This window comes from Streptococcus sp. 2022WUSS083 (genome assembly GCF_044427155.1).
Taxonomy (GTDB): domain Bacteria; phylum Bacillota; class Bacilli; order Lactobacillales; family Streptococcaceae; genus Streptococcus; species Streptococcus hashimotonensis.
The window spans coordinates 125,380-144,983 of the sequence record NZ_JAOTGK010000001.1 but is presented as its reverse complement, the minus strand read 5'-3'; the positions used below and the strand labels follow the sequence as shown (position 1 = coordinate 144,983).

Genomic DNA, 19,604 nt, shown 5'->3' with positions numbered 1-19,604 from the left:
ATATAAAAAATAATTAAAAATTCATGATTTACAAAGTCCTAGATTTTAAATGTACAATATTATTTCTCTCTTGTAACAACGTCTCCTTTGGAATGTCCATAAGCTCTGAAAGTATCTCTACTGGAAGAGGATAGCCGTACTTAAGATTAAATCGCTGGACTATAGATTGATTTTCAAATAAGCCCGCATCCGTCAGTAATTTATATGCCTGTTTAGCAAGGATTGGTCGTGATACTGGAATACTTGTATCCTCTGGCTCCTCTCTTCGCCATCCTCTGGCACTCATTCTTTTTTGTAGACGAGTATATTGTTCCGAATTTAACAAACCCAAATCCTTTGCACGATAAATCATACTGGCTATAGATACATTCCACTTAGACTTCAATTTCAAATAATATGCGAGGTCTTCTTCATGTCCTTTTAGATCTTCGGAAAAAGCAGAGGCTGGTAATAAAAAACTCGAAGCAAATCTATTAGCTTCTTGCTCCATTTGTCTATATTCAACATTGGAAAGCTCCTGTGGATATACTGTTCTAGCATGCAAAACCCAATGCCCTAACTCATGAGCCAAGCTAAATTGTTGCCTGAAAAAATTATTATTATCTTGGTCGATTAAAATACAATAATATCTCTCAGAATCTGTTCCCATTTTCAATTCAACAAAACTTCCAAAAGCATCCACTTTCTCAGACTTTGAATTAATTATTGCAATATGGAAGCCATTTGTTTCTAGTAACCTGAGAACACTGGAAATTGGGTTATCACCCAATCCCCAACTCTTTCTTATCTGATCTGCAACTTCCTCTGGTGAAGCATTTTCATGACTTTCAAATTCTGCTAATTTCGGGAAATCAACATAATCTTCAAAAAAATTCGCCAAGAGAGCCAGTGCTTTTTTTAGCATCTCACTAGACTTCTTCTCAGTTTGTGAGGATGTTAACTTACTCCTATAAAAAGTTCCTAAATCAGTAGTTATAAATTTATCTTTTGTTTGATAGAAGGACAGCGGAAATTTCAGTTCAAAAATTATTTTTTGCAATACCTCAGAACTCGGCTTTGATAAATTCTTTTCGTATTTAGAAATCATCTGTTTAGAAACTCCAACGTTCTCCGCCAATTGGCTAATGGAATAATGTCTAAAATATCTCGATTCCCTAAGTCTATCTCCATTAAATTCTTGAGCCATTATAACGTTCCTTTTACTATTGGTTTTAATGTAACGAGTTGAGGCTCATCTACTAAATCATTCACCTGTTCATCACGTATAGCCTCAGTTCTAATTATACCAGCTGAACTTGGAAGCAAGTGAGAAATATCTACTGAACCAACTGATAAAAATTGTGGAGTGTAGTCTTCTAACGAAGCACTCACAGCTTCTTGACCTACATAATCAACAATCAAGAATCTAATCTTAGTCACATGTTCACAATACTCACCAAGCATCCTAATCAGATCAGCTTCTTTTCTTTTCACTTCAGAGCTATCAGCATCAAAAAGAGAAAGCTGTTCCACTTCTTGTTCAGGATAAAGCCCCTCATTTTTCAAAAGTAAACTTAAGGTATAATGAGTAGAGGTTCCATTTTTGAAATATCGATTACGAATTGTCCTAAAATTATTTTTGGAGAAGAAGGCTATTAGTTCACCTGTCTCAATATTCAATATAGGGTCAAATTGCCAAATCCCCCTCTTAATATGCAAAACTTTCCAAATACTAGTATTTTCAAATAATCCTTGAAGCATATCCGCTCTTCGTGCCCATGTAGCCTGATAAATTCCATTTTGACTAGTCTCTGAGATAGCAACTTTAAAATCCTGCTCCAGATGCCTAGTTGTAAAACTCATCGCTTCCAAACACTTGATGATTACTTCCCTTTCAATATTATAACTATGTTTCATTTATTCACCTCAATTCATATGTTATCTTAACCACATTATAACAGAGAAAGGAGACAAAAACAAGAAAAACCACCAAAAAAGTCAACCGCTTTTTGTGGTGGTTTATGCATCTACCCCATCTCCTTCACTTTACTTTCAATAAATTCAATTTCATCATCCGAAAGACCATATTTTCGATAGAGTTGTGCGTTTATCTCGGATATTGATTGTGACCAATCAATATCCGAGTTAGATGTAAAGTCCTGGAGGGGGACAAAGCGATAAGTTTTTCTAGTTCCATTTTGATTCGCTTTCGCAACGCTAATTAAGAATCTCACAAATCTAGTGGTTAAGTATTTTCCTAAATTCTTAGACGAATCTAATGACAAATTTAAACTAGCTCCAATAACAAGATAAGTTTCCGTACAAATTTCCTTAGGACTCGCAATGATAGTGTTCAAATTGTCATCTGATAAATCAGTTCCAATGTTATTTGCAAATGCAGTTAAAACTTTGTAGTTCTCAATAATACTAGTATTTTTTGAAATTAGCGAAGAATCAATATACCCTACATTACCTTTACTGGCATATACTCTTAAATCATTTGCACTTGATGACTCAACTGATAGTTTATATGTCGTTGGTATCCCAAAAGGGTTACGCTCAGATATATACTTATAAAGCATTCTATTACTATTCTCATACTCTCCTACAATCATTTGCTTTTTTAGCAGTTTATCAAGGAGTTTAAAAGAACTAGACTCCGAAATAAAAATATCTAATTCTCTCAATCTATACGGTCTAAACCCAGTATCAAAAAGCTTGCCATTCTTGAATGTATTTACTAAAATATCAGATTTTTTGTTATCAAAAGAGCTATCCCAAAGAAAAAAATTCACCCCACCTCTTAAGTTGACATTACTGAAAACATCGTTCGGAGTCAAGTAGTTATTAAATACTTTAAAATGCCTATCTTCTAATAAGCGATTTCTAAATTCATCTAAGCCTTTCCCTCCTAAAAACCATACACTTGGCGTTATCAATGTTATATAGCGAGGGGATAACGAAATAGCTAAATCGATAAATTTATCATATAAAGGCTTGGCGCTGCCATTCCCCGAAGAATTATCACTTTCCTGATACGGAGGATTTCCTATCACTACATCAAATTTCACCTTGTTAAATACCTCCTCGACTAGTTTTTTACCTTGTTCAATATCTGTTTTAAGCGTTTCTGTCAGTTTCTCAATGTAAGTTACATTAGTCTTATACTTCCGATAGCCTGTCAGTGTACGTTCAGTGATGGTTTTTGCCATTGGTGTTTTGGCAATAGCATAGATGTTATTCGCTAAAATCTCCTGATAGACTTGGTCAGCTTCAAAACGATTATCATCATTTTCTGCCACTCGTTGATAATACAGACTAATGGCACTATGAAGGGGATAGAGACCTGTCTTCGAGTTGATGTCTAAAATTTTAGTTTCTTTCTGATAAATAGATGAGGCAATCTCATTGTCTACCCAGTGAAGATTTGACGTCGCACCATCTGTCACCGACTCAAAGTTATCATCATAGAAATTCAAACCGCCTACCGACTTAGATACTTGTAGATTTACCACGCGCCACGGTGTCAGTACCGTTTCCTTGTCAGGATTTTTAAAGGTGCTAAACAGCTCTGCAATCTGCTCTGCCCGCTCGATGAAGTCCAGGTCATCAAATGATTTGGCACGCTGACGGATAATACGACCCGCTTCGATAAAGACCTCAGCATCATAATACTTGGTAATCTCACTAAACATTCCCTTGGTGAAACCTTTTGGCATGAACTCTTTCCACGATTCATCATCCACCTGCTTGATAAAGTCCTGAATGGTGATGTCTTTTGATAAATCGACCGCCATACCGTAAATCATCATCGGAATACGGATAGATACCCCACGTAAAATAGAGATCATATTTTTCCGCTGTTTCTTAGCTTCTTTTTGTTTTTCGATAACTTCCAGCTCTTCTGGAGTCCGTTTAACTTTGGGTTTCTTCTTAGCCCGTTCAGCTTGCTCGTGTTCTTCATCTGTCAAACCATTTTCGTTAATCACAACTTTCTTAGGTGTTTTTTGACTCTGCGTCTTACCAACGATAGCATTGAGTTTGGTAAACATACTTGCATCATCAGCAGTTAAAGTTAGAAGATTATCATTATAGAGACTGTCGTCTTCAAAACCTGACCGCACTGCCTTTTCAGCATAAACTTTCTTGAGCTGTGTCAACATTCTATCGACATCGTAAGTCTTCATACCATGCTCAGAAGCCCCTAAAATTGGCATAAAGTTTAACAGACGAGCCATAGCTTGCTTTTGTGCTTTCGTATTTTTCTTCCCTACACCTGAGTTAATCTGAGCACTCTCCGCCATGACAGTCAAGGCTCTATCAGGAGCAAAATCAAAGACATAGCAATTGGTCTTCATTCCCAATTTCTCATGTGAGAAAGGCGTCTGGGCACGAAAGGCAGCTTGCAGGTAGTTCATGGCACTATTGGTATTTGACAAGAACATGACCGCTGTCCACTCTGGGATATTGACGCCTGTTGTCAACTTACGAACAGTCAGGGTAATGGTTTTTGTCTGAGATGGGTCTTGACCAATAGCAGAGCGAACTTTCTCTATATCCGCATCGTTAGCAATTCCGTCATCGCTACTTGAGCCTCGAACCACGTTAACAATTTTGTATTCTTTCCCGAAAATCGGATGTTCTTTCAGCAAGTCCTCAAAGGCATTAGCTTCCTTAACACCTGGCATGAGCCAAAGTGTATGCCGCAACTCCTCACGATAATTCTTCGTTGAGAAAGGGTAATTAGTACTGCTATCTGGATGCGTAATATTGTCTAAGAACTGACAAACCTCTTGCCGATAAACAAGTTTGCCATCCTCAGACACACGGAAGAACTCTCTGAAGTTGAACGATTTGCTCTCATCGGAAAAACGTTCCTTGTGTTTCATTTCAAAAGTGTACATCGATACTTTTGGTAACGTTTCATAAGGGTTTGGCTCATTTGGACGTTCTAATTCCCACTTCTTCTTAGCCTGTTGTTCCATGACATAGTCCCAAGTATAGACTTGCTCCTCATCAAATTGATCCAAAAGATTAAATGGCGTCCCAGATAGTTCTAGTATTCTTGTATGCTCTTTGACCAATTCCTTCATAACGGTGTCACTGAGCTCGGTTTGCGTTCCCTCGTGCGCCTCATCAATGATGATCAAATCCCAATCCACATCCGCAAAATCTTTCAGGTTGGTTTGTCCACCATTGTATCGAAGGAGTTGGATGGAGGCAAAATAGATAAATGGTTTCTCACCTCGCTTCAGGTTTTCAAGCGTTTCTCCTTTATTGACAGAGCCAAAGTCGTAGCCTGCCTCACTCATCTTCATTTTCTTGAAATCATCAAACCAAGAATCTGCCACAACAGGGCGATGTGTCATGATAAGAACTTTTTGAAAGGCTTCATTCTTGACTAATTGTAAGGACGTCAAGGTCTTACCAAAACGCATTTTGGCATTCCAAAGCATCTTATCTTTTTTCTTAAAGACTTTTTGCGTCTGCTCGACTGCGGCTTCTTGTTCTGGACGAAGGGTGATGACTGGTTCCTCAATAAATGATTCTTTGGCAGTAATATTTAAATAATTTCTACCTTCTTTAACCGCTTTAATGGCAGCCTTAGCTGTCTCTAAATCTGTCTTGAACCACTCTGTTCCTTCCAGTTGATCAGCCCGCTTAATCCCTGAACGCTTCAAGACATTATGCACATCATAATCATGAAACCATGACTTGGTTGCCTTTTTATAAGCAAGCTCTACCCAGCCAAGCGTGTAAGGCAAACCAGATGTTTTCATATACTGGTTGATACGTTTTGGGGCAACTGTTCTCAAAAAGTCACTATTGGGTGACCAATCCGTCTCAATGTCATCCGAAGAAACCGTCCCCTCACCGATTTTTTGCGTGCCTTCAAAAGCGTTAAATAGCCCACTGTCATTATTAACCGTTTGAATATAGATAAACTTCCGCTCAGCCGTGGTGTACATTTCTTGTGCTCGTGGTTCTAAAAACTGACCGATTGCACCTGCTTTAATATCTGGTTCAATATATGTCAGCATGACCCAAGCTAGGATTTCAAAGACTTGTTTCAACGATTTTAAAGCATTTTCTTTCGTCGCATCTTCTGGATTGAGGACATGAGCAGAATTATTCCCCTTGCCCTTGATGTCATAGAAATGATCAATAATAGTCTTATTATCAATAAGGCCTTTTATCTCACTTAGCACATCGTTAAAAGTCGCACGTTCACGAATATCTAGGTATTCTCTATCAGCAACCAACCTTGCTGTATTTTCAGCAACTTTCCTCACTTTTGTTAGCGTGCCTTCATAATCCCCGTGCGTATAATTTTCTTCAGCCATATTTATAGTTCTAAAAAGCTCGGCTGTATCTATATCAATTGCCAAAAATTCGAAATTTGAAATCATAGCCTAATCTCCTAGCAAATACACTTTCTGAATACTTATCTCTTCTATTGCATCTGTTTTTTCAACAACTTCATCTTCTATTTTAAATTCATCATCGATATCAAAAAAGCTCAGTTGTCCTTCTACGACTGCCCTATCATCTTCAACCTCTTTACCTAAAAGTTCTGATAATGCAAAAGGAATTTTTCTCACCAAACTAGGATGTCCTTTAACCATTTGCCATTCATTAAACCTGATAGGCTCCCCTGTGACTGGGTGCTGCTGAGTCAAGGTATTTCCTCTCACAATATTTTTATGAATAAGATAGTGAGCTGATTTGTAGATATCACTCTTACTACTCAGTTTCACACTAAAAGTTCTTTCATACCAATCTAGGTAATAAAGAAACATGCGCGATCGTGCCACTTCTAGGTTATCTTCTAAAAACTCTATGCCATAAATAGACGAGAGAGCAACTAAAGACTTTGTTTTCCAATTTCTTTTGTCATACTGTCTGACCACTGCCTTTAGTTTTCTCTCCAAAATAGCTTGCAAAAAATTGCCATCACCTGCAGATGGCTCTAAAAAGGTCTTATATACACTTTCACAAGCTTCTTTCACACCCGGAGTATCCAGCATTTTCTGAACCATCCAGGCAGGTGTAAAGACTTCACCATGTTTTTGAACACGTTGTTTTGATTTGATTAAATTCTCTTCCAAAGCCAACTCCTTGAAAACGTTTATCTTGACTATCATTATACCATTTTCCAATGAACACTACTAGATTTCATCAGCGCTTTATCCAAAAAACGTCAAATAAAATTGGTACACGATTTTTAACAAATGCTTTTCAAAAATCACGAAAAAACACCCCATGGTGTGAACCATGAAGTGTTGTAAATGCAGCATTGTAGCTGGTTCTTAACGTTTTGAGAATTGTGAAGCTTTACGTGCTTTCTTAAGACCTGGTTTCTTACGTTCAACCATACGAGCGTCACGTGTAAGAAGGCCTGCGCGTTTCAATGAATCGCGGAAGTCTGGGTCTACTTGAAGCAATGCACGCGCGATACCGTGACGGATCGCACCTGATTGACCACCGTAACCACCACCGTTCACGTTAACGAAAACGTCGTATGAACCTTGTGTTGAAGTTACTGCGAATGGTTGGTTGATAACCAAACGAAGGTCAGCGTGTGGGATGTACTCTTCTACATCTTTTTTGTTTACTGTGATTTTACCAGTACCTGGGACCAAACGTACGCGTGCAACCGCGTTTTTACGACGACCAGTACCTGTGTATTGTGCTTGTGCCATTTAGATTACGTCCTTTCCCTTAGATAAGACCTGAAATATCAAGTACTTCTGGTTGTTGTGCAGCGTGAGTGTGCTCAGCACCTACAAACACTTTCAATTTCATGCCTTGTGCACGACCAAGTGTGTTGTGTGGAAGCATACCTTTAACTGATTTTTCAATCAAACGAACAGCGTTTTTAGAACGCAATTCACCAGCTGAGATTGATTTCAATCCGCCTGGGTGGTTTGAGTGAGTGTAGTAGATTTTATCAGTTGCTTTTTTACCAGTCAATTTCACTTTCTCAGCGTTGATAACGATAACGAAGTCACCAGTATCAGTGTGAGGTGTGAAAGTTGGTTTGTTTTTACCGCGAAGAACGCTAGCAACTACTGCTGAAAGGCGTCCAAGAGGTACATCAGTAGCGTCTACTACATACCATTTACGTTCAACTTGGCCTGGTTTAGCCATAAATGTTGTTTTGTTCATGATTTCTCCTATACGAATCGTTTTTGTTTACTGGGCGGATGTTCCGGTCCGCGGGTATTTGGAAGGTTCCGGGGCCTTTCAAATGGGGTAAACAATACCGTCTACCATTTTATCAAATCTACTAGTCTCCGTCAAGCTATTTTACTTTACTTTTTTTATTTTTTGAAAGATAGCAGAGCTGCTGAGAATGAAAGCCTTATCAGGTTTACTTTTCCTACTGACCTAGCTGTCCAGGTAAGACCAGCTTCTCTTTATAAGGGAAGGTCTTATCAAATTCTTCCAAGACCAATTCATCCACCGTGTAACCCGGCGGATCTGTAAACCACCAGTCCCGGCCTTCCAGAACTTCTGGTCGGAACAACTTGACCAAGAAATAATCAGCTTCTGGGTCCGCCTGATAACGAACGCCGACCTCCTTCCCCTTGACAAAACCAAATCGACTGTAGTAATCAGGAGAGCCTGTAATGGCCACCAAGACTGCTCCGCTATTTTCCGCCAAAGCCAGCGAATACTACAAAAGTGCCTGACCGTAACCACGACCTTGCTGGTCTGGCGAGATGCTAAAGGGACCAAAGGTCAGACTGGGCAGGCGAGCGCCGTCTGCCGTGATCTCCGACGCGACATAGAGGATATGCCCCACCAGCTGACCGTCGGCTTCCGCCACAAGATTGAGGTCTTTTATGACGTGTTTTTGCTCCCGTAACTGATGCACAATCAGATGCTCCGTCGCACTCAGATAATAGTCCTTCAGTTTACTTTTAGTACAAGGCAACGAGTTGCAGACAGTACTGGAGTACGGCAAAACGAGTTAACGATGTAATAAAAGATAAACTGACGGACGAAAGACATTCCAAAAAGCCTCCCGTGTTGGCTCTTCAACCGCCCGATGATCCTTTTCTTCTTCTTTTCTGATGATTAGTGACATCTTATCTCCTTTTGATTATCCTATTCTACATAAGTCGTCATCACACAAAAAGGAATACATCTTTGCAAGAAATATCCCTTAGAATCTAGGCTCTCATTTCCAATTGATAAAATAGCTAGGACTCCTGTCCCTGTATGAGTGGCAATAACTGGTCCTAATTCTGTCAATAGAACATCAGAAACACGGTCGTCTTCCAATAAACTAGATTTGACGCCCTCTGCCACCTCAATATCACCCGTATAAGCAACCATGACTGTAGAATGATCCAAGTTGTCCAAGGTCAGGTTCAGCATTTCTCTGATTCCTTTTTTGCGACCACGGATTTTAGCAATAGGCACAAGTTTCCCTTCTACATCTAGCGAAAGCAGAGGTTTGATATTCACTAAGCCACCAATAAGGCCTGCTGTTTTCGATAAGCGACCACCACGCACCAGGTGGTTAAGGTCATCGACCAAGAGGTAGGTCCGTAAGCGCGGCACCAAATCTTCTACGATTGCCTTAGTTTCCGCCAAAGTCTTACCCTCAGCACGCGCCTCAACGGCCTTCATGACCAAGTAGCCTTCTCCAATGGTCGCTGCCTTTGTATCAACGATGGTGATAACTGCTTCTGGATATTGATCCATAACCATATCTCGTGCAATGACTGCACTCTGGTAGGTCCCTGAAAGAGCTGCTGAGAAAGCAAGATAAAGCACCTCTTGACCTTCCTTGGCTGCTGCCTCAAAAACTTCTTCAAACTGACCAACATTGACCTGACTGGTCGTAGGTTGACTGCCAGAAGCCATTTTCTCCAGCAAATCTGCTGAGGTCAAGCGGTTTTCACCGACTGTTTCATAAGTCACTCCGTCTAGGTTAATGGTCAAACCAAGCACGGTCACATCGTTTTCTTGGAACCAGCTGATTGGCAAATCCGATGTCGAATCGGTTACGATTGTAAATGTCACTCTTTCATTTCCTCCATCATTTCTCTTAAGGCTTGAAAATTCCCATCTGACCAGGGATTGAGCCGTGGGGTGTAGAGCTCTACCTGATCCACAAACTTGTCCAAGTCCTTTTTGATGACCCTGGTTCTTTCCTCCAACTCACGCGCCGAAACCCGTAAGGCCCCTTGTGAAAAGACCACCCATTGTTCGTTGAGATCGCTGGTTGCGACGGAAACCTGCTTGCGTCGGTCACTATTGAGCTGGGCACTGAGTCGTTCGATGTAGCTATCTGCCGTCTCTTCCTCCTCTGTAAAAATGACCGATACCTTGTATTCGTCATACTGCTGGCGAAGACCTGGCACATGATGGGCATCAAAGACACAAATCACCTCAATCTGTTCAAAGGCTGCGTAGTGAGACAAGGTGCGAAGTAAGGTCGTTCTGGCCGCATCCAAGTCTCCCTTTTTAAAATCTTGCTTGGTGGCCTGCCAAAAGGCAATCATGTTGTAGCCATCTACAATGAGAACTTTTTCTTTCATTTAGATTTTCTTCCGAAATACTTCATACATCAGCACAGCTGCTGCTACGCTGGCGTTGAGAGATTGGACATGGCCCTTCATAGGAATGGTAATCATCTCATCCACCTGCTTTTTGATATTACTGGAGATGCCCTTGCCTTCGTTACCAATAATAAGAGCTAGTTTGCCAGCCGTATTCCACTTGTGGCTTGGGGTTCCGTTCATATCGGTACCAAATACCCAGAAACCAGCCTCCTTGAGCTTGTCGAGGGTTTGGCTAAGATTGGTTACTCGGGCGATTGGGACATGGGCCACCGCACCTGTGGAGGTCTTAGCCACAACAGGCGTCACGCCAACTGCTCGGTGCTTGGGAATGATGATGCCTGCTACCTGAGTCGCATCTGCGGTCCGTAAAATCGAGCCCAAGTTGTGGGGGTCTGTCAGCCCGTCCAAGATGAGAATGAGAGGATTTTCTTCCTGCTCTGCTTTTTCTAGAATTACCGAAAGGTCTGCATAGGCAAACTCGGAGACCCGCAGGACAAAGCCTTGGTGGACGGCGCCTTCTGTCATGTCAGACAGGGTCTTTTTCGGCGTCCAAGAAATCGACACCTTCTTCTCTGCCGCCAATGCCTTGATTTTTTCTACATTTTTTCCGCGCAAATCATCCTGAATGTAGAGTTTGTTGCCGGTGTTGGCCTCCAAACTCTCCACTACAGCATGTACGCCATATACGATATCATTTTGTTCCATAAGAGTATTATAGCATAGGTTGACTGAAAATAGGCACTCACTATATCACAGCTGAAAAACTTGACCTCCTTACCAAACCATGGTATTCTGTTATCTATCATTTGTCCGTACAAACGGACACAAAAAGGAGAATGTATGACACTTATTTTGGGAATTGTGGCAGGGCTGATTGCCTTTGCTATTGGTGGTTTATGGTATGGTTTGATTTTCCGTGATGCTTGGATTGAAGCCTCTGGCATTGACATGGCCAAGGTAGAAGCTGACAGTCAGGCTGGGAAAAATGGCCAGAAGGAAATGATGATTGCCTTGGCGATTGAAGTACTGACTGCTGTTGTGGCGATTTTCTTCATCAAGACCCTTGATGTTTCACCACTCCACGCAGCTGGCGGCATGGGTGTGATTGCAGTCCTTGCTTCATTGAAGAACTATGTCTTTGAGCAACGCCCTATTAAACTCATCCTCATCAACGAAAGCTACAAACTGGTCTGCTACTTGGTAGTCGGAATCATTGCCTTGTTTGTATAAAGTCAACCCTCCTAACCTTAGGAGGGTTTTATGGTACAATAAAAGGAAGACTAAGACTAAAGGAGCCCCCATGTCCCTCTCCCTCCGAACGATTAAACTGATATTTGCCACCGTTCTGGCCATTTACCTAGCGACCGCCCTGGGTTTGTCCTATGCGACGGCAGCTGGCATCATCGCCATTCTCAGCGTCCTCGACACCCGCAAGTCCAGCTTCAAAATGGCCCGCAACCGCCTCTTTTCCACCCTCCTGGCCCTGACCATAGCCGTCCTGACCTTCGCCCTCTTTGGCTTTGGCATCTGGACCCTAGGCATTTACCTGGCACTCTACGTCCCTCTAGCCTACAGATTCAACTGGGAGGCTGGCATCGCCCCCTCGACCGTCCTCGTCACCCACCTCTTGCTAGAGCAGGATATTTCTCTGATTTTTTTAGGAAATGAGCTGGCGCTTTTTCTGATTGGGGCAGGACTGGCACTCTTGTTTAACCTCTATATGCCCTCGCAAGAAAAGAAAATCGAGGCCTACCACGACCAAGTCGAAGACCTGCTCAAGCAGATTCTCCTCCGCTTTGAAGCCTTTCTGCTCAACGGCGACGGACGAAACGAGGCAGAATTGATTACGCAGCTGGATAAGACCTTGGATGAGGCCCTGAAAGTCGTCTATCTAGACCGCCACAACCAGCTCTTCCAACAGACCAACTACCAGGTCCATTACTTTGAAATGCGAGCTGCACAAAACAAAATCCTGCGGACCATGGCAGGAAATATCAACAAGTGTTTACTGGAAGGCAGAGAAAATGTCATCCTGTCCAGCCTATTCGAGCGAGCAGCCCAGCAACTAAGCAGAGAAAACTCCGCCAAGGAACTGCTCCTGGACATCGAGCTCTTCCATGCCACCTTCCGCGAGCGACCTCTGCCGCAAACCCGAGAAGAATTTGAAACCCGAGCCACCCTCTTTCAGCTCCTACACGATATGGAAGCCTTTATTCGCCTCAAGGTTGACTTTTATGAGGTTTATAAAGATGAAGATGAGGGTAGTGAAAAAGGAAATTAAAATGAATCGCAATTTTTACTTCTATCTTTCAAAATTGATGTGCCTCTGTAAATAAATATCTATGACTACTATATTATACGGAGGGACCATGACTATTATTACTTATGCACTGATTCTCGGTATTTCAACAAGTATCGATTATTTCCTAATTTTATTCCTTTTATTTTCACAGGCAAAAAAACCAGGTGAAAGACGCACAATCTATCTTGGACAACTACTTGCTAGTTTTATACTCATTCTCTTAAGTTCGACCCTTAGCCAAGTTGCCAATGTTTTTCTAGCTGACTGGATCCTTGGTCTGCTCGGCTTCGTCCCTATTCTACTAGGGGTTAGAATCCTTTTTGAAAACGAAGCAGAAACAGAGATTCCTGATAGCAAAATCGGATTACTATCTATCATTTTTATTTCATTAGCATCGGGAGTAGATAATTTAGGAATATTCACACCCTATTTTACAACTTTAAGTACCTTAGAAACGCTCTTAACTGCTGGCCTGATCTTGCTAGAGACAGTCGCCATTTGCTACCTAGCAGAAAAATTTGGGAGTCTCCATAGCATTTCTGAATTCATAGAAAAATATGAAAAAATGATTCTTCCAACCATTTTTATCATATTAGGAATCTACATTTTATTCGAATTCGGAACAATGACCTACCTACTGCAATTACTAACATAAGAAAAAGAACCGTCAGTTTAAACCGACGGTTCTTCTATTTTCCCATGAAATTCATCCAATACTTGGTTATGCAAATGCACGAAAGATATACCCATCATGACCGTATTCCCTGCGACTGCAATGATAAATTCCTCCTTGGAGGACACCTTCCCTAGCCAAAAACCGCCAGATTTTCATCTGACGGTCAGGTGTTTTATGAACAAATTATAAAAGATTAAACAATGGCTTGATCTGTTTCATCATCAAAGAAATGAGCTTTGTTGAGGTTGAAGGTCAAGCGAACCTTGTCTCCTGGATTGTGGTAATCACGCGCATCTACACGAGATACAAATTCTGTATTCCCTACTTTAGAATAGAGCATGGTTTCCGCACCGAGAAGCTCTGAAACGACAACTTCTGCTTCCACGATAGAAGATGGATAAGTGTCCAACTCCAATTGTGAAGCTTTAATGTCTTCCGGACGGATACCCAATGTAAATGATTTGCCGTTGTAGCCTTTTTCTTCCAAATGCTTGCGACGACCTTCTGGAAGATCTACTTTGAAACCATCTCCAACAAGCACACCCTCTTGAAGAGTCACTGTAAAGAAGTTCATTGCAGGACTACCGATGAAGCTGGCAACAAATTTGTTTACAGGTTTATTGTAAAGCTCTTCTGGGCTACCAATTTGTTCGATACGACCGATTGTACCTGTACCTGCTTCATTCTTAGTCGCAGACATGATAACAATACGGTCAGCCAAGGTCATGGCTTCTGTTTGGTCGTGCGTTACGTAGATCGTTGTTGCACCAATACGACGGTGGATTTTAGCAATCTCTGTACGCATGGATACACGCAATTTGGCATCCAAGTTTGACAAAGGCTCATCCATCAAGAATACTTTTGCATCGCGGACAATGGCACGGCCCATGGCAACACGTTGGCGTTGACCACCAGAGAGGTCAGCAGGTTTACGTTGCAAGAATTCCGTCAAGCCTAGAATTTGTGCTGCTTCTTCTACACGTTTTTTGATTTCATCCTTACTGTATTTACGCAATTTCAAACCGAAAGCCATGTTGTCAAATACAGTCATGTGTGGGTAAAGGGCATAGTTCTGGAATACCATGGCAATATCACGGTCTTTTGGTGCCACATCGTTCATCAACACGCCGTCGATGTAAGCTTCACCTTCTGTAATATCTTCCAATCCGGCAATCATACGAAGAGTAGTTGATTTACCACATCCTGAAGGACCTACGAAAACAATAAACTCTTTATCTTTAATATCTAGATTAAAGTTTTCAACGGAATAATGCTCGCTATTTGGATATTTTTTGTAGATGTTTTTTAAATTCAATTGAACCATGTTCAAGCCTCACTTTCTTTGATAGTTTTATTGTAAATGAAAGCGTTTTATTTTTCTAGGTCAAGGTGAACAAAAAGAACACAATCTTTTGTACAAGTTGCACAAAAGACTGTGTTACTGAAATAGTTTACTTTTCAAAAATTCAATGAGCCCTTTGGGATTTTCAGTAGAAAAGGGACGAAGCGATGGGTGGCATTCTCAAAGGCTACAACGCTTTTCTCATCATTAGCTCCTATTAGATACTTAAATCCATGATAACCATGTAGCAAACTGCCAAATCCGTCAATTCCTTGAGCTGTAATCCCGTCCAATCAAACCATTTGTCCAAGCGATACTGTAGCGTATTTCGATGGATATAGAGAGACTGGGCTGCCTTGGTTATGACCGCACCTTCTTGCCAAAGAGCTACAATTTCCTTTTCTAGCTGCTGGTGGGCAATCAAACTAGCAAGTCCTTCTCTCAAAACGGGGTGGAGTTGACCTGCCCAAAGATAGAGCTGACCGAAGGTAAGCAACCGTGATTGATGGTGGCTGCTTCGCCAATGGTGAAAAAGGGATTGTTCAGCTTCGATTAATTGCGGCCAAGAGTGTACCAATTTGGCTGGCCAGATTTGCCCTAAAAACAATGTAATTCTCAGACCAAAATCGAACTCCATGGTAGCAAGGGTGTCACGCAGTATTTCTTTGACATCAAAAAGAGGTGCCTGATGTAGAATGAACAGGTAATCCTGTCCATTGCCTGTATAGTAGCCTTGGAGATTAGGGAGGAGTTTGGCCATCATATCAAGCCAGGCTACCTTTCCATCTTCATCGGATACGTGGCCTACATGAGCATGAATAACCTGTAGTTTTTCCAAGGTTTGTGGAAGAGGACCTCCCCCTTGGAAATAGCGTCCCCAAGGATGACCTTGTTCTGCGCCCGAGTCATTCATCAGCAAGTCAATCAGTTCGATTTCTCGATCTGTCAAATCCTTGCGATCGACGGAAAACCAGGTATGATCAGCCAGAGGCAACTGGATACTTGCTCCGTTTTCTGTCTTTTCAAATACAAGCCTTCCTTTTGGAAATAGGTGCTGCAATTCTTCCCTTTTGCTCATCTCGCCTCCATCTCATTCTGTCTGTAATTGACCGATTTTCTGTCGGTAATTTTTGGGAGATTCCCCACAAATGCGTTTAAAAATCTTATAGAAGTAACCGACATTTGTATATCCAACTTGAAAACAAATTTCTTCGATTCCCAACTGACTGTTCAAGAGAAGCTGTTGTGCTACCTTGATTCGCTGATGATTGAGCAATTCTGCAAAAGTATGCCCGGTCTCTTTTTTGATAAGTTGACCTAGGTAAACCGTATTTAGGTAGAGATGAGCACTCATATCTTTCAAAGACAGTTCCTCTGCAAAGCGTTCACGAACAATCGTAACAACTTCCTGTACATGTGGACTGTAAGTGGAACTCTCGGAAAATTTTTTCAGATAATGACTGAAATAATCCAATAGTTGATGTAAATCTCGACTCGCTTCTACCTTTACATAGAAATCTTCCAAGCGCTGATGGTCTTCTTCATTAAAATAGTAAAACACATCCGACATCATCTGATTAAAAAATTGTTTTGTTAGGTAGACTGCCGGAGTGGCTTCTCGTAATTTATCAGCCAAATGTGGTAAAACATCAACGATTTTTGCCAATCTTCCTGCACGTAGAAGCGGTTCCATATCTTTATAGAGTTCAGTGGTAGTAGCCGTTAGATCTTCTGATAGTTGCTTATAAAATAAGCACCTCTCTACCTTATCAATCAACTGCCGTATGGTCATCGTCGGGGTAACTTCTTCTGTATATAGACTACCCTCTGGTCGACTTTCTGTCAACTGAAAATAGTAGACTTGATGTAAAATATTTTTTTCACGACAGTAGCCCATTGGGTTTGGAGTCTCTCTAGCGGCAAACCATGTTTTCTGGGAGTGACGTAACAACTCACTCGCTGTCAGGGTTCCTGCCAAGAAGCCCTTGGTATATTCCCTATCTGTCTCTTTCTTCAGCGTTGGTAGCTGTTGGAGCAGCTTAGCCAGTTCTTGTTTATTGATGGGCTTAAGGAGATAATCCATCGCCCCGAGGGAGATAGCTTTACGGGCGTATTCGAATTCTTGAAAACCAGACATGATGATAATGTGGGTATCGGGCGATTGTTCTTTCATTCGCCGAACCATTTCTAGGCCTGTCATATCTGGCATACTGACATCTGTTAGGACAAGGTCCACAGTATGCTGTGAAAAATAATCCAGCGCTTCTTCGGCGTTCTCTGCCGTATAAACAATCTCGACATTGTATTCATGATAAGGGAGAAGATGCTTCATCCCTTCCAAAATCATATATTCGTCATCAACTACTAACATCTTATGCATCATGCTCATCTCCTCGGGGGAAGACACCTTCAAATAAGATTGAATAGGTCACCCCTTCCCCTTCTTTAGAATCTAATTCTATCTGGTAACGGTCTCCAAAATAGAGAAGTAACCGCTCGTGAACGTTTCGTAATCCGATTGATTGTGACCGATTTTCTTGCGACAGTTCTCGACTTGCCAAGAGCTGTTTGTAGGCTTCTAGGGTTTCTGCGTCCATTCCCTTACCATTATCTCTGATGAGAATTTCCATATCCTGTCCATGCTTGAGAGCTTTGACACTAAGCGCATTGTCTTTTCGTTTGAGGTCTACTCCATGAACAAAATAATTTTCTACCAAAGGCTGGATTACAAAACGAGGAATTTCAACCCTTTCGCACCCAGGATCCATTTGATAGGCATAGGCAATGGAACGAGGATATCGGATTTGACAAATGTAGCTATGTTTTTCGCAAAATGAAAGTTCTTCTGCCACCGTTGTCATTTTTGCCTGTGTCACACTACTGCGAAGCAAACTTGAAAATTCATAAATCATATCCCCTAGCTCATCCATCTGCTTGCTGACTGCATACATACGGAAAAATTCCAAGGTATTGTAGAGAAAATGGGGGTTAATTTGGGCTTGTAAGGCTCGCATATTGGCATCTTTCTGAGCTAACTGCAAGCGATAGATGTCTTGAATACTCTGGTCCATAGCATCCAGCATCTGATTGATTTCTGATGAAATGAGATACATTTCCTGCTCTTTATTGTCCGTCTGTAGACGAAGATGCCTGTCTTCGCCACGAATCTGTTGCATGGTATCAACAATGTCCAGTACTTGGACTTCATATCGTTTAAACACCCTTCTCAAGACCAGTAGTAAAAGAGCAACGAGACAGCTACTTCCTAGAAAAATGATTCCGACTAGGCTGCCAACTTTTTCAATAGCATGTTGCTGGTCAACTCCAACTGCAATTTGCAAATCCCCACTCATTCGGTAGGAGAGCGGAGGCGAGGCAACATCTGGTCGCAGACTATAAAACTCCCGATCCAGAGAATCTTGAACTCTAACGGTCATGGGGAGATCCGTCTTACGTTGGATATACTGTTCGAGCAAATCCGCATCGATGGTGACATAGATGGTCGCAATACCTTCTGTTGTCGACGGAGAAAATAAGGTCATCGAGATACTATGTTGCGGAGCCTTATAATTTTCAGCCGTGACCTTTTTACCAGACTTTAAGTCAGAGGTAGAAACAAAGACAGTATTTGCATCCATCGGAGCAATATCGACTCCTTCTACGAAGGGATAATAGAGATAGAGAGTGCGAACAGAATCCTGCAAGGAAATCCGTTTGACCATCAGGTGAGGGTGACTCAGTAACCAGATCTGGTACTGAGAAGGAGATAATTGAAAATAGTGATAAAGACTGTCTAGACGATCCCTGTCCGTAATGTAGTCTGCTAGATAATTCCAAACCCGTCCTTGATAATAATCCAACTCCTCTTTTAGACCATCTGCTACTTCCTGTTGAATGCGGATGCGATTGGTGTCATACTGATACCAGCTGATGTAGGAAAGAATACTGGCAAAGAAAATGACAATCCCAATCACTAATAAAGAATAACTTTTCAAAAGAGTATGAATTAAAATTTTTTTCATAAGTAATCCTTGTCAACTTGCTTGTACACTGGATCAAAGGCATCATAGAGAAACAAGAGCCATAGGACCGGTAGGAAGAAGAATAAAATCAAGGGAAGTTTGAATAGCAAGAACCCACAGACGAGACTGCCTAACAAAAATTTGACCAGGGCTTTCCAATCAAGAAAAAGCGAGACAGCCGCCAACTGTAAGCCTGTTTTTAGACTAAATTCAAAATGTACTTGAAGTTTTAAAAAGAGAGCATAGAGCGCAAAAACATAGAAAAGACCAAAAGCATTTGTAATAAGAACTGCTGGCATCCACCAGGTCTGGGGCAATTGAATCAAGAGCCAAATGCCGCTAAATAAAAGACCAATCAATAAGAGGACAAGACCGAGGCCAAGGTTAAGCCGAATAAAGTGCTCTTTAAAATAGCCAAACGCCTCTCGAAAATTGTACTTGGATGCATCCATATGATAGTTATCGTAGAGATAAAGTATCGTTCCATTTGCTGGTGAAATGCCCAGCACTACGCCTCCTAGCAATAGAAGAACCAAATAGATGGCACTCAATTTCATGAGGAAGAAAAGAAGAGTAAAAAGCCTGTCTAACCACCCTAACATTGTATATTCCTCCTTTTTTATCTATTTTATCAAAAAATCGGTGCTTTTTGTATATATTAACATAAAACAAATGCGAAAAGGTTGGATGTTGAACCCAACCT

The 19,604-nt window shown here is 41.4% G+C and carries 17 protein-coding genes and 1 pseudogene; 3 read left to right on the top strand and 15 right to left on the bottom strand.

Translation table 11 applies throughout. The annotated features are described in order from the left end of the window. Window positions 1-28: 28 nt before the first annotated feature. The 10 genes and pseudogenes from ODU41_RS00625 to rlmB form a co-directional block, all read right to left on the bottom strand. The gene (locus ODU41_RS00625; protein WP_044683230.1) at window positions 29-1,186 is read right to left on the bottom strand and encodes an ImmA/IrrE family metallo-endopeptidase; all 1,158 of its coding nucleotides are present in this window, start codon (window positions 1,184-1,186) and stop codon (window positions 29-31) included. Beyond that, window positions 1,186-1,896 (bottom strand): DUF5986 family protein, encoded by a 711-nt coding sequence (locus ODU41_RS00620; RefSeq protein WP_044763680.1) that lies wholly within the window; start codon window positions 1,894-1,896, stop codon window positions 1,186-1,188. Before ODU41_RS00620 ends, ODU41_RS00625 begins: the two co-directional genes overlap by 1 nt. A gap of 110 nt (window positions 1,897-2,006) precedes the next feature. Then, window positions 2,007-6,389 (bottom strand): Eco57I restriction-modification methylase domain-containing protein, encoded by a 4,383-nt coding sequence (locus tag ODU41_RS00615; protein ID WP_112477683.1) that lies wholly within the window; start codon window positions 6,387-6,389, stop codon window positions 2,007-2,009. A gap of 3 nt (window positions 6,390-6,392) precedes the next feature. After that, window positions 6,393-7,088: a hypothetical protein gene (locus ODU41_RS00610; protein WP_044683233.1), complete on the bottom strand. Its 696-nt coding sequence runs from the start codon at window positions 7,086-7,088 to the stop codon at window positions 6,393-6,395. 201 nt (window positions 7,089-7,289) lie between these two features. Next, window positions 7,290-7,682 (bottom strand): 30S ribosomal protein S9, encoded by a 393-nt coding sequence (gene rpsI / locus ODU41_RS00605; RefSeq protein ID WP_002942223.1) that lies wholly within the window; start codon window positions 7,680-7,682, stop codon window positions 7,290-7,292. Window positions 7,683-7,701: 19 nt separating this feature from the next. Continuing rightward, a complete protein-coding gene (rplM, locus tag ODU41_RS00600; RefSeq protein WP_002876943.1) occupies window positions 7,702-8,148 on the bottom strand; it encodes a 50S ribosomal protein L13 in 447 nt (148 codons plus the stop codon). A 214-nt stretch (window positions 8,149-8,362) separates the two neighbouring features. Further along, complete coding sequence (locus ODU41_RS00595) at window positions 8,363-8,647, bottom strand: hypothetical protein (RefSeq protein ID WP_105095933.1); 285 nt, start codon at window positions 8,645-8,647, stop codon at window positions 8,363-8,365. Between the two features lie 515 nt (window positions 8,648-9,162). Then, window positions 9,163-10,017, bottom strand: a pseudogene (locus ODU41_RS00590) (DegV family protein); the annotation flags it as partial. Then, a complete protein-coding gene (locus ODU41_RS00585) occupies window positions 10,014-10,535 on the bottom strand; it encodes an NYN domain-containing protein (RefSeq protein ID WP_105118991.1) in 522 nt (173 codons plus the stop codon). The pseudogene ODU41_RS00590 and the gene ODU41_RS00585, both read right to left, overlap by 4 nt. Next, complete coding sequence (gene rlmB / locus ODU41_RS00580; RefSeq protein WP_074391647.1) at window positions 10,536-11,264, bottom strand: 23S rRNA (guanosine(2251)-2'-O)-methyltransferase RlmB; 729 nt, start codon at window positions 11,262-11,264, stop codon at window positions 10,536-10,538. It abuts the gene before it with no gap. 135 nt (window positions 11,265-11,399) lie between these two features. On the opposite strand from rlmB, the gene ODU41_RS00575 reads away from it, so the two are divergent. The 3 genes from ODU41_RS00575 (at window position 11,400) to ODU41_RS00565 (ending at window position 13,516) form a co-directional block, all read left to right on the top strand. Further along, entirely contained in the window at window positions 11,400-11,789 is a 390-nt protein-coding gene (locus ODU41_RS00575) for a DUF1761 domain-containing protein (protein ID WP_395383095.1), read from the top strand. A gap of 70 nt (window positions 11,790-11,859) precedes the next feature. Continuing rightward, entirely contained in the window at window positions 11,860-12,840 is a 981-nt protein-coding gene (locus ODU41_RS00570) for an aromatic acid exporter family protein (protein WP_015647391.1), read from the top strand. A gap of 88 nt (window positions 12,841-12,928) precedes the next feature. Next, window positions 12,929-13,516 (top strand): cadmium resistance transporter, encoded by a 588-nt coding sequence (locus ODU41_RS00565; protein WP_015647392.1) that lies wholly within the window; start codon window positions 12,929-12,931, stop codon window positions 13,514-13,516. Window positions 13,517-13,730: 214 nt separating this feature from the next. Here the strand turns inward: ODU41_RS00565 and ODU41_RS00560 are convergent, their stop codons facing one another. The 5 genes from ODU41_RS00560 to ODU41_RS00540 form a co-directional block, all read right to left on the bottom strand. Beyond that, window positions 13,731-14,861, bottom strand: a complete 1,131-nt coding sequence (locus ODU41_RS00560; protein ID WP_002938838.1) for an ABC transporter ATP-binding protein — start codon at window positions 14,859-14,861, stop codon at window positions 13,731-13,733. Between the two features lie 235 nt (window positions 14,862-15,096). Then, a complete protein-coding gene (locus ODU41_RS00555) occupies window positions 15,097-15,957 on the bottom strand; it encodes a helix-turn-helix domain-containing protein (RefSeq protein WP_024408352.1) in 861 nt (286 codons plus the stop codon). 12 nt (window positions 15,958-15,969) lie between these two features. Then, window positions 15,970-17,262 (bottom strand): response regulator, encoded by a 1,293-nt coding sequence (locus ODU41_RS00550; protein ID WP_398578540.1) that lies wholly within the window; start codon window positions 17,260-17,262, stop codon window positions 15,970-15,972. Then, on the bottom strand, window positions 17,252-18,901 hold the full coding sequence (locus ODU41_RS00545; protein ID WP_141590706.1) for a sensor histidine kinase: 1,650 nt from the start codon (window positions 18,899-18,901) through the stop codon (window positions 17,252-17,254). The genes ODU41_RS00550 and ODU41_RS00545 overlap by 11 nt, the downstream gene beginning before the upstream one ends. After that, complete coding sequence (locus ODU41_RS00540; RefSeq protein ID WP_044681292.1) at window positions 18,898-19,503, bottom strand: DUF624 domain-containing protein; 606 nt, start codon at window positions 19,501-19,503, stop codon at window positions 18,898-18,900. Before ODU41_RS00540 ends, ODU41_RS00545 begins: the two co-directional genes overlap by 4 nt. Window positions 19,504-19,604 lie beyond the last annotated feature (101 nt).